This is a genomic window from Streptomyces sp. DSM 118878 (genome assembly GCF_052936595.1).
In genome coordinates, this window is sequence record NZ_CP193622.1 from 4521942 (window position 1) to 4535429 (window position 13488).

At 70.4% G+C, this 13488-nt stretch carries 9 protein-coding genes; 1 reads left to right on the forward strand and 8 read right to left on the reverse strand.

From position 1 onward, the window contains the following. Window position 1: 1 nt before the first annotated feature. The 6 genes from trxB to ACRAKF_RS20125 form a co-directional block, all read right to left on the reverse strand. A complete protein-coding gene (gene trxB / locus ACRAKF_RS20100) occupies window positions 2-964 on the reverse strand; it encodes a thioredoxin-disulfide reductase (protein ID WP_447038559.1) in 963 nt (320 codons plus the stop codon). 170 nt (window positions 965-1134) lie between these two features. Further along, window positions 1135-2097: an anti-sigma factor family protein gene (locus ACRAKF_RS20105; protein WP_447038560.1), complete on the reverse strand. Its 963-nt coding sequence runs from the start codon at window positions 2095-2097 to the stop codon at window positions 1135-1137. After that, on the reverse strand, window positions 2094-2864 hold the full coding sequence (gene sigM, locus ACRAKF_RS20110; protein WP_447042073.1) for an RNA polymerase sigma factor SigM: 771 nt from the start codon (window positions 2862-2864) through the stop codon (window positions 2094-2096). The genes ACRAKF_RS20105 and sigM overlap by 4 nt, the downstream gene beginning before the upstream one ends. A gap of 71 nt (window positions 2865-2935) precedes the next feature. After that, a complete protein-coding gene (locus tag ACRAKF_RS20115; RefSeq protein WP_447038561.1) occupies window positions 2936-4651 on the reverse strand; it encodes a protein kinase family protein in 1716 nt (571 codons plus the stop codon). Window positions 4652-4769: 118 nt separating this feature from the next. Further along, complete coding sequence (gene murJ / locus ACRAKF_RS20120; RefSeq protein ID WP_447038562.1) at window positions 4770-7289, reverse strand: murein biosynthesis integral membrane protein MurJ; 2520 nt, start codon at window positions 7287-7289, stop codon at window positions 4770-4772. 47 nt (window positions 7290-7336) lie between these two features. Beyond that, on the reverse strand, window positions 7337-9733 hold the full coding sequence (locus tag ACRAKF_RS20125) for a DUF6049 family protein (RefSeq protein ID WP_447038563.1): 2397 nt from the start codon (window positions 9731-9733) through the stop codon (window positions 7337-7339). Window positions 9734-9976: 243 nt separating this feature from the next. Between ACRAKF_RS20125 and ACRAKF_RS20130 the strand changes: the two genes are divergently transcribed. Beyond that, window positions 9977-11443, forward strand: coding sequence for a CCA tRNA nucleotidyltransferase (locus ACRAKF_RS20130; protein ID WP_447038564.1), 1467 nt, complete (start codon window positions 9977-9979; stop codon window positions 11441-11443). Between the two features lie 127 nt (window positions 11444-11570). Here ACRAKF_RS20130 and ACRAKF_RS20135 read toward each other — a convergent pair whose 3' ends face one another. Then, a complete protein-coding gene (locus ACRAKF_RS20135) occupies window positions 11571-11915 on the reverse strand; it encodes an LppU/SCO3897 family protein (protein WP_447038565.1) in 345 nt (114 codons plus the stop codon). Between the two features lie 299 nt (window positions 11916-12214). After that, window positions 12215-13471: an MFS transporter gene (locus ACRAKF_RS20140; RefSeq protein ID WP_447038566.1), complete on the reverse strand. Its 1257-nt coding sequence runs from the start codon at window positions 13469-13471 to the stop codon at window positions 12215-12217. Window positions 13472-13488 lie beyond the last annotated feature (17 nt).

Below are 13488 nucleotides of genomic sequence, written 5' to 3' on the forward strand. Positions count from 1 at the left end.
GTCAGACGGTGGCGGCCGCGGCCGTCTCACTGTCGGCGAGAGCAGCGAGGTAGCGCTCGGCGTCGAGGGCGGCGGAGCAGCCGGTGCCGGCGGCCGTGATCGCCTGACGGTAGGTGTGGTCGACGACGTCACCGGCGCCGAAGACTCCGGTGAGGTTCGTCCGGGTCGAGGGGGCCGTGACCCTCAGGTAGCCCTCGTCGTCCAGGTCGAGCTGACCCTTGAAGAGCTCGGTGCGCGGGTCATGGCCGATGGCGATGAAGAGGCCGGTCACCGGCAGCTCGGCCGTCTCGCCGGTCTTGAGGTTGCGGAGCGTCAGGCCGGAGAGCTTCTGCTCGCCCTTGATCTCGGCGACCTCGCTGTCCCAGATGAACTTGATCTTCGGGTCGGCGAAGGCGCGCTCCTGCATCGCCTTGGAGGCGCGCAGGCTGTCGCGACGGTGGACGATCGTCACGGACTTGGCGAAGCGGGAGAGGAAGGTGGCCTCCTCCATCGCGGTGTCACCGCCACCGATCACGGCGATGTCCTGGTCCTTGAAGAAGAAGCCGTCACAGGTGGCGCACCAGGAGACGCCGCGTCCGGAGAGGGCGTCCTCGTTCGGCAGGCCGAGCTTGCGGTGCTGGGAGCCGGTCGTGACGATGACGGCCTTCGCGCGGTGCACGGTGCCCGCGGTGTCCGTCACGGTCTTGATCTCGCCGCTGAGGTCGACGGCGACGATGTCGTCCGGCACGAGCTCGGCGCCGAAGCGCTCGGCCTGGGCGCGCATGTTGTCCATGAGCTCAGGACCCATGACCCCGTCCTGGAAGCCGGGGAAGTTCTCCACCTCGGTGGTGTTCATCAGCGCACCGCCGGCGGTGACGGCGCCCTCGAACACCAGCGGCTTCAGCGACGCGCGCGCGGTGTAGAGCGCCGCCGTGTAGCCGGCGGGCCCGGAGCCGATGATGATCACGTTACGGACGTCGGTCACGGCTTGGTTCCTCGTCTCTGGGGACTGCTGCGTACTCCTGGTGGGGGCCCGTCTCAGGACTCTCACCCCACCCAACGGATCCTACGGGGCATGCATTCCCGGTCGTGTCCACGCGTAGGGGAGCAAGTCGGGGCCGGGAGAGTGCGGTCGGCCACAAGAGCCCTCGGCTGTCAGCCCTGAGGGTAGGAGTGCGTCAGCAGAACCTTGCCCGCCGGGGGTGAGGACTTGCCCACACAGGCGGCGTCGACGACGTACGCGGACACCTGGGTGGCGTCGGAGTCATGCGGCACCACGACGAGGTAGGCGCGCTTGCCTTCGTACGATCCCTCTTCGGCGGCGAGGGGGGTCCGGTCGCCGATGCCGCGCTGGATGCATTCCGGCACGTGGGCCGCGGTCGCGCGCATCGGGGCGTCCTCCGGGGACTCCGGGCTGGAGCGCGGCCCGAAGGACCGCTGGGAACCGTCCGACTTCTCGCGGCCCGACTCCTTGGTGGAGTTCTTGGCGAGAAGGTCGGCCACCTGCCCCTTGAGCCCTTCCTTGGAGATGGAGTCCGCCGAGTCGTGCCGCCCCGCATTGGCGGATGTTCCGCCGTCGTCGCCCAAGGTCTGCATCAGCAGGGAGCCGAGGCCGATGGCGGCCGCGGTGAAGACGGCTCCGAACACGGCGGTGCGGCGGCGGGAGCGACGGGGCTGCTTCCCTCGTCCGGGGCCGGTGGCGGCACGCGGACGCCCGGCAGGGCGATCGGCCGGTGTTCCCGTGCTTGAGGCCGGCGACGTTTCACGTGAAACATGCGCGGCGGAGGGCGGGGCGGAGGACTCCGCGGCGGGCTCGTATGCCGCTGTGTCCGGGTCCCCGGAGCCATGGGCGTCGGGCGTCGTGGAGTTCAGCAGCGCCTCGACGGCCAGCGCGGCATCGATGCGGCCCGCGATGTCGGCGGGCATGCGCGACGGCCCCGGCAGGGTGCCGAGTGTGCCGCGGATCTCCTCCAGCGAGGCGTAGACGTCGGCGCAGAGCTCACAGCCGTCCAGATGCCGTCGCACGGCGCTCGTGCGCGACGGAGAAAGGAGACCCTCGGTCAGGTCGGAGATCTCGGTGACCTCCGGGTGCCCGGCCGAGTCGGTCGTGGCTGTCACGCTCGCCCACCTCCGCCCTTCACGGCAGCTGAATCGCTTGGTCCTGCATCGCTTGATCCCGCGTCGCTCGGTCCCGCATCTCGCGGTGCTGCGTCGCTCGGGCCCGCATCTCGTGGTCCCGCTGCCGGTGGGACGGATGTCCCCTGCGTCCGGTTCCTTTCCGTCGCGGGCTTCTCGCTCCCGCTGCCGTCGCCGCTCTCGGCTCCCCGCGCGCGCGTCTCCGTACGCAGGTGGGTGAGGAGCGGCAGAAGTCTGGCTCTGCCTCGGGCACAGCGGCTCTTGACGGTGCCGCTGGGGACATCGAGGACCCGTGCTGCCTCGGCCACCGGATAGCCCTGCATGTCGACCAGGACGAGGGCGGCTCGCTGGTCGTGCGGGAGGGTGCCCAGCGCCTCCACCAGCTCCCGGTGGAGGTCGCCGCGCTCGACCGGAGCGGCCGCGGATTCCTCGGGCTCCAGGAGCTGCTCAAGACGCTCGGTGTCGTCGATCGGAGAGGTCTTGCGGGAGGCCGCCTTGCGGGCACGGTCGAGGCAGGCGTTCACGGTGATGCGGTGCAGCCACGTCGTCACGGCGGACTGCCCGCGGAAGGTGTGCGCCGCCCGGTAGGCGGAGACGAGGGCGTCCTGCACCGCGTCGGCCGCCTCCTCGCGGTCCCCGAGGGTGCGCAGGGCCACGGCCCACAGCCGGTCGCGATGGCGCCGGACGATCTCACCGAAGGCGTCCTTGTCGCCGGCCACATGGCGGGCGAGGAGGTCCTTGTCGCTCATGTCGCCGCGCGCGGTGTCGTCCACCGTCGAACCCCCTCCCCCCAGTGAGCCTCGCCGAGCCGGCCGATCCCTCAGCCCTTGAACTGCACGTCCGTGATGGCCTGCTTGTAACCGGCCCTGTAGTAACCGTCGGGGCCGGAGTTCGGCAGGGCGGTCAGCCACAGGAGCACGTACCGCGACTTCACCGGCTTCTTGGCCGAGATCTTCGCGGTGGTGCCCGACGTGGTGGCGCCACCGATCTTCTTCATCGAATCGATCGGCGCCGAGGGCGTCAAGGAGTCCGTGGCATAAAGCGAGACCGTGGTGTGGGAACCGCCGTATTTGAGAGCTATCGACGCGGCCGAGACGTCCTTGGCCGAGCCGAGGTCGTAGACGATACCGACGCCGGGCTTGTACGGGGCGATCTCAGGACCGTCGTTGAACGACTTGGTCCGCCACAGCGAGGAGCTGTCCTTGTCGTAGGTGTTCCGCACGTCCTCCGGGGCCTGGGGCCTGCCCTCCAGGACGTACTCCCGCGCGTCCTGGACGCCGATCGGCTTCTTGGGCCTGGGCTGGTCCTTGTCGCCGCCATCGGTGGTCTGCGTCGTGCCGTCGGAGTCCCCGGAGTTCTCGCGGTCCATCAGGGCGTCCGCGAGCTGCCAGCTACCGAGGCCGAGCGCGGCGATCAGCAGCGCGGACACGGCCCACTTGAGGGCCTTGCCCGTACGGCTCTGCAGCGGGGGCGGCGGGGGTGCGATGGGCTGGGTGAGGCCGGGGTGGGCCGCAGGCCGGCCGTACGAGCCCTGCTGGTACGTGGTGCGCTGGTACTCGGGGGGCGCGGTGAAGGCGGGCTCCGGCGGGCGGATGCGGGGCATCTCGCCGATGGCCTTGACCAGCTCCTCGGGGGTCGTGCAGGGCGGGTCCTGACGGGACGCGGTCGCCCCGTCGTTGACGAGCGCCCGCATGGCGAGCTCGGAGAGGCCGCGGTGGACTCCGGCGCGCACCTGGTCGGGGGCGATGAGGCCCACGTCCTTGGGCAGGCCGGAGAGGCCGTAGGCATCGTCCTCGTAGGGCCAGCGCTGGGTCAGGGCCGCGTACAGAAGAGCGCCGAGCGCTTCCGTGTCCGTGCGCTGCGGCGTCTCGGACTCGATGCCGCGCAGCGCGGCGTTCACCGCGAGACCGCGGATGCGGTACTGACCGGTGGAGGTGCGCAGGACGGCCCCCGGGGTCAGCCGCAGGTGTGCGAGGCCTTCCCGGTGTGCCGCGGCCATGGCCTGGGACACCTGGCTGACGAGCTGGTACGCCTCGTGTGCCTCCAGCGGGCCCGCCGCGAGGACCGCGGTGAGCTCCGTGGCGTCCGGAAGCCACTCGTGGACGACGTAGACGAGGTCGTTCTCCTCGACGGCGTCCAGGACCTGCACGAAGCGCGGGTCCCCGAGAAGGGCCGAGGAACGCGCCGCGGCCAGCACCGAGCGGGCCCGCGGATGGTCCGCGGGCAGCAGGTGCACGCCGACGGCACGGCGGAGCTTCTCGTCCACCGCACGCCAGCTGCTGAAACCGTCCAGACGGGTGACGCACTCTTCGAGTCGATAGCGTCTGGCGAGCTTGTGACCACTGTGCAGCTCTGGGGGTGAGGTCGTCCCTCGGCTCTTGGGCTTGTCGGTCTCCGCCCCGTCATCGTCAGCTGCCGTGTCCCGCTCCCGGGTCTGGGCCGCCCCGTCGGCCGTGGCCTTCTCCGCCTTGGCGGTCAGCGGCTCGTCACCACTGTTGTCTGCCACGTCGACGGCAGCCGTGCTCCGTTCCGCCACCGTCGTTCCTGCCTCCCCATCCGTTGCGCTTCGTCAGACGCCAAAGCCAATTGTGCCCACAGTCCAGTGCTATGCACGACACGCGGTAGCGAACGATGGTTGTGCGGTAGCGCTCATCTCAGCGTCCGAGACGCCCGCGAACCATGCCGACCATCGAATTGAGCTCCGCAATCCGCATCTTTCGGGCGGCCACGAAGAACACACCGATGAGCGCGACGCCACCCGTGACCAGCGCCACCAGGGAGCCGAGCGCCCCGGTCCCCATCGTCCGCAGGATCGCGAACCCGACCGCACCGCCCACCAGGGCCGCCGGGAGCGACGCCCCGATGAGCCGGGTGTACGTACGTGCCACCTGTGCGCCGTCCAGATCGCCCCCCAGCCGCACGCGCAGGCGGCGCCATGCCACGCCCACTCCGACCACGTAGGCGAGGCCGTAGGCGGCTCCCATGCCGACGACGGCCCACCGGGCGGGCAGGACGAAGAAGCAGAGCGCCGAGGCCGCCGCGTTGACCGCGGCCACGATGACGGTGTTGTAGAACGGCGTGCGCGTGTCCTCGTAGGCGTAGAAGCCGCGCAGGACGACGTACTGGACCGAGTACGGAATAAGGCCGAGCCCGAAGGCCATCAGGGTGTAGCCGATGTTCTGCGCGCCCGAGCCGGAGCCCGCGTACAGCAGCGTCGCCATCGGCACGCCGAGGGCGAGGAAGGCGAAGGCGCACGGCACGATCGCCACCGCCGAGGTGCGCAGACCGTACGAGATGTCGTCACGGACAGCGGCGGGGTCGCCGTCGTTCGCGGAGCGGGAGATGCGCGGCAGGACGGCGGTCATGACGGAGACCGTGATGATGGCCTGCGGCATCTGCCACAGGAGCAGCGCGTAGTTGTACGCGGTGATGCCCGTGCCGGAGTGGCCCTGGTCGGATGCGGTCGTGCCGGCGCTGGTGGCGAGCTGGGTGACGACGACCATGCCGATCTGGTTGGCGAGGACGAAGAAGAAGGTCCACTTCGCGAGCCGCGCGGCCTTGCCGAGGCCGTGCCCGCGCCAGTCGAAGCGCAGGCGGAGCTTGAAGCCGGCCTCGCGCAGGTAGGGGAGCATGGCCAGCGACTGCACGACGAGGCCGAGCAGCGTGCCGAGGCCGAGGAGGCGTACGCCGTCCGGCGTGATGTTGGCGGGGGCGACGCCCGAGTCGGTGAAGCTGCCGAAGGCCCAGATGAAGGCGCCGAAGGTGGTGATGACGACGATGTTGTTGAGGACCGGGGTCCACATCATGGCGCCGAAGCGGCCGCGGGCGTTGAGGATCTGCCCGAGCACGACGTGCACGCCCATGAAGAACATGGTCGGGATGCAGAAGCGCGCGAACGTGACGGTGACTTCCATGCGGACGGGGTTGTCCGCGATCGTCGGCGACATCAGCCGCACGAACATCGGGGCGGCCACCACACAGATGACGGTGACACCGGCGAGCAGCACCATGACCAGGGTGAGCAGCCGGTTGGCGTAGCCCTCGCCGCCGTCCTCGTCCTTCTTCATGGCGCGCACGAGCTGCGGGATGAACACCGCGTTCAGGGCGCCGCCGCCGACCAGGACGTAGATCATCGTCGGCAGGGTGTTCGCGACCTGGTACGAGTCGTTGAGCGTGGCGACGCCGATCGCGGCCGCCATGACGAGCGTGCGCAGGAAGCCGGTGAGGCGGGAGACGATCGTGCCCGCCGCCATCAGGGCGCTCGACTTCAGCAGGCTCGACGCACGGCCGCCCGACTTCGCGGCGGGTGCCTGTGCGGGTGCCGGAGCCGGGTCCGGCGCGGGGGCGGGGACGATCGGCTGGTCGGCGGGTGCGTAGCCGCCGTCGAGGGGCTGCTGGTAGCCGCCCTGGGGGTAGCCGTCCTGGTATCCGTTGCCCTGCTGGTACTCGTGGCCCTGCTGGTATCCGTTGCCCTGGGGATAGCCCTGGCCCTGGCCCTGCGGGTATCCGTGGCCCTGCGGGTAGTTGCCGTCCTGCTGATAACCGGCCTGCTGGTAACCCGCCTGCTGGTAAGCGCCTTGCTGGTGCCCGCCCTGTTGGTACTCGGCCTGCTGGTACTCGGCCTGCTGGTGCCCGCCTTGCTGGTACTCGCCCTGCTGATGCCCGCCCTGCTGGTAATCGGCCTGTCGGCCGTTGTACCCGCTGGGCTGCTGGTCGCGGTAGAGATGAGCGAAGGCGTCCGGCTCGTGGTACTCCTCTCCGGCCTGGGTGACCAGGTCGTCGACGCCCACGAACTGCGTCGTACGGGCGTCGTCGCCGTACGGGAGGTGCCGCGTCGGGCCCTCCGGCTCGGGGGCCGGGGGCTGCGCCCAGACACGGGGGTCCGGCGCGTGCTCCGAGACGGGCGGCCGGCCGTAGAGCGGCTGCTGAGGGTAGGTGCCGGGCGGCGGCGGGGGGTGTGCCGCGCGGTCGTAGAGCGCTTCGGCCACCGGGTCCTGGGCGGAGAGGTCCTGCCCGCGGTAGGGGTCCTGATCGTAGGCGTCCTGGAGGTACGTGTCGGGCGCGGGCTGCGGGGGGATCTGCTGCCCGTGGTCGCCGGAGCCCGGGGGCGGGCCGCCGGCCGGGTCAGAGCCACCCGAGCCCTGGCCACGGTCACCGTTGTACGGCGCGTTCATGGATTACCCCACCTCATCGTCCCCGGGCCCACCGGCCACGACATCGCTCAACGGTCCACTCTCTCACCCGTGTCCGATGGGTCGGTGCTTTCCGGAGCGGTGTCCGGTGTCGGGTCACTCGGCTGCTCGGGGTCGCCCTCTCCGGGCGCGGTCCCGTTCCCGTCCTCGGGCCCCTCGTCCGGGCCCTTCTCGGGTCCTTCGTCCGGACCTTCCTCGGATCCTGCGTCCGGGCCCTCCTCGGCCCGCTTGCGCGCCGCGCGCTTGCGCTGCGTGTACATCCGGAACCCGGCGAGCACGAGGAGCAGCAGGCCACCGGCGATGACCAGCATGACCGCGAGGGTGAACTCGGTGACATTGACCTCGAAGTGCACGGCGTCGCCGTAGGGCTGCCCGTCCTCCGTGTAGAGCTGGGCGTAGACCGGGACCGGGCCGTTGGCCTTGGTCGTGGTGGTGAACTTCACCGACTGCGAGTGCCCGCCGTCGATCTTGACCTGCTTCTCCTCGTACCGCCCGTCACCGATCTTCAGACGGGTGGGATTCTCCGAGTACAGCCGCAGGGTCAGGTGCTCCACGCCCTGCACCAGGTTGTTCTGCACCGACACCGGGATCGTCGCGCTGCGTCCGGAGAGTTTCGCGTCGGACCTCGCGATCAGCGAGACCTGTCCGGTGAGGTCCTCCAGATAGTCCTGTACGCCGTTGCGGTACGTCGTGGCCTCCGCCGGGCGGCCGCGCCAGGACGTGGACATCCCGCGGTCTATGGCCCGCCTGAACGGGGTGACCACGCGGTCCTTCTTGGTGAGGATCACCTGGAAGCGTTCCAGCATGCCCTGCGTGTCACGGATGGTCGTGAAGGCCGCCTGCGGCAGCTCCCGCTTGCGCAGCGCGGCCGGGTACGACGCCGCGGACGGCACCCGGGTCGTGGCCTGCGGGTCCGGCGTCGCCTTCGCCGCGGCGGTCAGCCCCTGGGACTGCGTCCACGTGCCTTCCTGGAGGGCCGTGAGGCCCTTGGCCATGGCCTGGGCCTGGCTGGCCGTGGGCATGCGCTGCGGAGCGATCACGATGCTGCGCTGCTTGCCCGGGACCTGCTGGTTGAGCATCAGGCTCTGGGAGACGAACTTCTGCACGGCGAGCGTGGAGGTCTCGGACACCGTCATGTCGCCCTGGAACGCGGTGGACAGGCGCGCGTCGGCCACCACCGCCGTCGTACCGCCGCCGATCGGCCTGGCCGCGGTCGGCGCGTACGGAAGAGCCGTGCTCTCGCGCAGGCTGTCGCTGCGGGCGATCACCGTATGGGCGCCCGCCGAGGTGGAGACGTCCACGATCGACGGGTCGATGGCTCCCTCGGCGGGCCACGCGAAGTCCGTGCTCGGCTTGGTGTGCAGAATCCCCTCCACCGCGCTGACACCGGCTTCGGTGGCCTCCTTGAGGTGGCTGAGGGAGCCGGTGACGGTCTTGCCGGTGTGCGCGAGCGACGCGAGGTCGGGGTCGCCGAAGGGGAGGGCGACGACCTTCTTGCCCTTGACGGCGGCTTCGAGGTCGTTGAGCCACTGCTTGGCGACGGCCTGGTGCTTGCCCGCCCTGGTGGTCTTCCCGTCGGAGTTCCGGATCCGATAGCTCTCCGTCATCGCCTCGACCGAGGCGAGCGTGTCCGGGTCGATCACCCACGTGACGTCGAGGTCACTGCCGAGCGCGAGCAACTGTTGCAGGCGCCCGCCCGCGGCCAGCTCGTCGGCCAGTTCATCGTTCTTGAAGACGGGCGTCTGCTGTTCGTCGGACCCGGTCTCCGCGGTGAGATGCGTCTCGGAGATGAGCGGCCACAGATACGTCGTCTTCGTCTTGGTCTCGGCGCCATCGGGCTGCCACGGCAGGAAGGTGCGCTGGATGCCGAGCACCTGGGGGTAGGGCTGCGCGGCGCTCTGACCGGTGAGGGTCACACCGAGCTGGTAGACGCCGTCCGCGCCCAGGTCGAGCGCCTTGACCGGTACGGAGATGCTGAAGTCCGTCCGCACACCGGGCACGAGCTTGGCGATCTTGTCGACGTACTTGCCGCCCACCTCGGTGCCGTCGGCCCCCGGCCGGAAGCTCCCGCGCCCGGCGGCGCTGTCGATGGCGCTCCGGCCGTTGAGGGGCGGTCCGACGCGCAGCCCGACCTTCCCCCCGGTCACCGTCTGCTTGCCGGTGTTGGTGACCGTGCCGGAGACGGTGACCGTGTCGCCCTCGCTGGGGGCGGCGGGGGTGAGCTCGTCCAGCGAGACGTCGACGGGGCCGGAATCAGTGGCGGCGGCCACCGGCGCGCTCGGCACCGCGGCATCCGCGGCCGGACTCACCGGGGCCTGCAGGAGGCCGGCCAGCAAAGGGGTACCCACCAGGAGTGCTGCGGTGCGCCGCAGCCACCGGCGGGCAGGTGTGGGGCTTGTCCCCGGGAAATCTGCCGCCTCGGCCACGCGTTCGCCTATCCCTCGTCGTCAGTGGTCGTCGGTTGTGCGTCCACGCATGGTAACGATGCGCGCTGTGACGAAGTGCCGCGGACTGCTCCACGTGATCGGAAGAGGTGGCCCCGGTGCCGGAGCGCGCCAGGTGCGCCCGGCGTGACCCGGCGGGAATCGGGTCGGCCCCGGCGGGAAACGGGTCGGCCGGGCAGGAATCGGGTCGGCTCAGGTGGCCGGGTGCACGTACCCTTTTCTGTTGTGCCGAACGCCAATGAAGACAATCCCAGCGCACTGAGCCAGGTGCAGCGCCGCGCGGTCAGCGAACTGCTGCGGGTGTCCCCTGTCGCGGACGAGCTCGCCCGCCGATTCCAGGAGGCCGGGTTCTCTCTCGCCCTGGTCGGCGGCTCGGTCAGGGACGCGCTCCTGGGCCGGCTCGGCAACGACCTGGACTTCACGACGGACGCCCGCCCCGAGGACGTGCTGAAGATCGTGCGGCCCTGGGCCGACGCCGTATGGGAGGTCGGGATCGCCTTCGGCACGGTCGGCTGCCAGAAGGAGGCCCGCGTCGGAGACGTCGACCAGAGCTTTGAGATCGAGGTCACGACCTACCGGTCGGAGGCGTACGACAGGACTTCCCGCAAGCCCGAGGTGTCCTACGGCGACTCCATCGAGGAGGACCTCGTCCGCCGCGACTTCACCGTGAACGCGATGGCCGTGGCGCTGCCCGAGAAGGAGTTCGTCGACCCGCACGGCGGGCTCGAGGACCTGGCGGAGCGTGTCCTGCGCACCCCGGGGACCCCCGAGGAGTCCTTCTCGGACGACCCGCTGCGGATGATGCGGGCCGCGCGCTTCGCCGCGCAGCTCGACTTCGAGCTGGCGCCCGAGGTCGTCTCCGCGATGAAGGCCATGGCCGAGCGCATCGACATCGTCTCCGCGGAGCGCGTGCGGGACGAGCTCAACAAGCTGATCCTCTCCGCGCACCCGCGCCAGGGCCTCGCTCTCCTCGTCGACACCGGCCTCGCGGAGCGGGTTCTGCCGGAGCTGCCCGCGCTCCGTCTGGAGCGGGACGAGCACCACCGCCACAAGGACGTCTACGACCACTCGCTGATCGTCCTGGAGCAGGCGATCGCACTGGAGACGGACGGCCCCGACCTGACGCTTCGGCTCGCCGCGCTGCTGCATGACATCGGGAAGCCGAAGACCCGGCGCTTCGAGGACGACGGCCGGGTCTCCTTCCACCACCACGAGGTGGTTGGCGCCAAGATGGTCAAGAAGCGCATGACGGCACTCAAATACTCCAACGAGCTCGTCAAGGACGTTTCGCGCCTGGTCGAGCTGCACCTTCGCTTCCACGGTTACGGCACCGGCGAATGGACGGACTCGGCCGTACGGCGCTACGTGCGCGACGCCGGGCCGCTCCTGGAGCGCCTGCACAAGCTGACCCGCTCGGACTGCACGACGCGCAACAAGCGCAAGGCGAACGCGCTGTCGCACGCGTACGACGGTCTGGAGGAGCGCATCGCCCGCCTCCAGGAGCAGGAGGAGCTGGACTCCATCCGACCCGATCTCGACGGCAACGAGATCATGGAGGTCCTGGACGTGCGTCCCGGTCCGGTGATCGGCCAGGCCTACAAGTTCCTGCTGGAGCTGAGGCTGGAGAACGGGCCGATGGAGCGAGAGACGGCGGAGGCGGCGCTCAAGGAGTGGTGGGCCGCGCAGAGCTGAACGGGACCCGGGCTGGTGTGTTTCACGTGAAACACACCGTCGGTCCCACATGCGCCCAGGGGCACTGTTTCACGTGAAACAGTGCCCCTGGGCATGAAATCTACGAATTCTGCGTCAGGCCAGGCGGTCAGGCGCCCTTTGTGCAGAGCAGGAACTCGTCGCCCTTGCCGGTCTCCGCGTAGAAGCCGGTGGCGCCTTCCACCTTGCGGCACTCGGACTCCGCGGTGAGCTGCGTGTAGTGCCCGTCGATCTTCTTGATGACCTTGGACTCCGCCTCGGATGACGAGCAGTCCACGACCTCCATGCGCTGCGAGGAGGAAGAGGCGGCCTTCAGGCAGTCGCCGACCGCGGCGGTGTCCGCGTCGTCCTGGCTGGCGAAGTAGCCGATCGCCATCATGATGACGACCACCACCGCCGCCGCGATCCGCAGGTAGAACTTGAGGGGCCGGCGCTGCGGCTGGGGCGGAGGCACCGGTCCGCCCTGGTTGAAGGCCTGATACGGCTGCTGCGGAACGCCGGGCTGGCCCTGCTGCGGAGGGTAAGGGGCGCCGCCCTGCGGCTGACCGTAGGGGTTCTGGCCCTGCGGCTGGCCATAGGGGTTCTGACCCTGGGGCGGGTAAGGAGCTTGGCCCTGGGGCGGCGGCGGAGTGGTCACTTTGGGGGTCCCCCTAGAACGAGAGCGCGATGGCGCGGATACGAACGTCCCGTAAGTTACCGAGCTGGGGTGGCCTCTCTGAAGCCGAGAGAGGCTCTGTGGCACTGATGTGACACTTACTGCACGTCAAACCGGGCCATAGACGCAGCAACCGCTGCGTAGAGCAGCGCCACCCCGATGACCAGCGGGGCCGATCGTCCGTCCGGGGGCAGGACCAGCGCCGCCACCGCGGCCGCTCCCACGAAGGCGACGTTGAAGAGGACGTCGTAGAGGGAGAAGATCCGGCCGCGGAAGCCGTCGTCCACCGTGGACTGCACCACCGTGTCCGTGGCGATCTTCGCGCCCTGGGTCGTCAGGCCGAGGGCGAAGGCGGCGACCAGGAGGGGTGCGGGCGCGAAGAACAGGCCGAGTGCCGGCTCCAGGACCGCTGCCGAGCCCGCGCAGACGGTGATCCAGCCGCCGGCTCCGAAGCGTCCCACCGCGGCCGGTGTGACCACGGCCGCCACGAAGAAGCCCGCCCCGGAAACGCCGAGGGCGAGCCCGAGCAGCGCCAGCCCCTCGGACTCCGACGACGACCACGCGTACCGGCACAGCATCAGGACCATGACCGTCAGCGCGCCGTAGCAGAACCGCAGCACCGTCATGGCGGCGAGCGCGCGCAGGGCCGCCGGGCGTTGCCGCAGGTGCCGGATGCCCGAGCTGAGCCCGCGGGCCGTGCCGGCGAGCGCCGCCGCGAGCCGTGTCCGGTCAGGGCCCGGATCGGGGCCGAGCAGTTCGCGGGCCATGCGCAGCGAGGCGAACGCGGCACCCAGGTAGAGGGCGGCCGCGAGGAGGACCACCGCCGCGTCGGAGTCCGACGCCACCAGACGTACGACGAAGGCGAGGCCACCGCCCGCGGTCGCGGCGAGTGTCCCCGCGGTCGGCGAGAGGGAATTGGCGATGACCAGGCGGTCCGCGTCGACGACCCGGGGAAGGGCGGCGGAAAGACCGGCCAGGACGAAGCGGTTGACGGCCGTGACGCAGAGCGCGGAGGCGTAGAAGAGCCCGTCGGGTACGCCGCTGAGCATCAGCACGGCGGTCAGCGCGGCGAGCGCGGCCCGCAGGAGGTTGCCGTACAGGAAGACCTGGCGGCGCTGCCAGCGGTCGAGCAGGACCCCGGCGAAGGGTCCGACGAGCGAGTACGGAAGGAGCAGCACGGCCATGGCCGAGGCGATCGCCCCTGGTGAGGCCTGCTTCTCCGGGGAGAAGACGACGTAGGTGGCGAGCGCGACCTGGTAGACCCCGTCGGCGCTCTGGGAGACCAGCCGTACGGCGAGCAGACGTCGGAAGTCCCGCAGGCGCAGCAGGACACGCAGGTCACCGACGACAGCCATGGGCCTCACCCTCGTAT

Coding starts and splice junctions, on each gene's coding strand:
- sigM (WP_447042073.1), bottom strand. CDS start 2,864: ATGAGCGACAAGGACCTCCTCGCCCGCCATGTGGCCGGCGACAAGGAC.
- murJ (WP_447038562.1), bottom strand. CDS start 7,289: ATGAACGCGCCGTACAACGGTGACCGTGGCCAGGGCTCGGGTGGCTCT.
- ACRAKF_RS20140 (WP_447038566.1), bottom strand. CDS start 13,471: ATGGCTGTCGTCGGTGACCTGCGTGTCCTGCTGCGCCTGCGGGACTTC.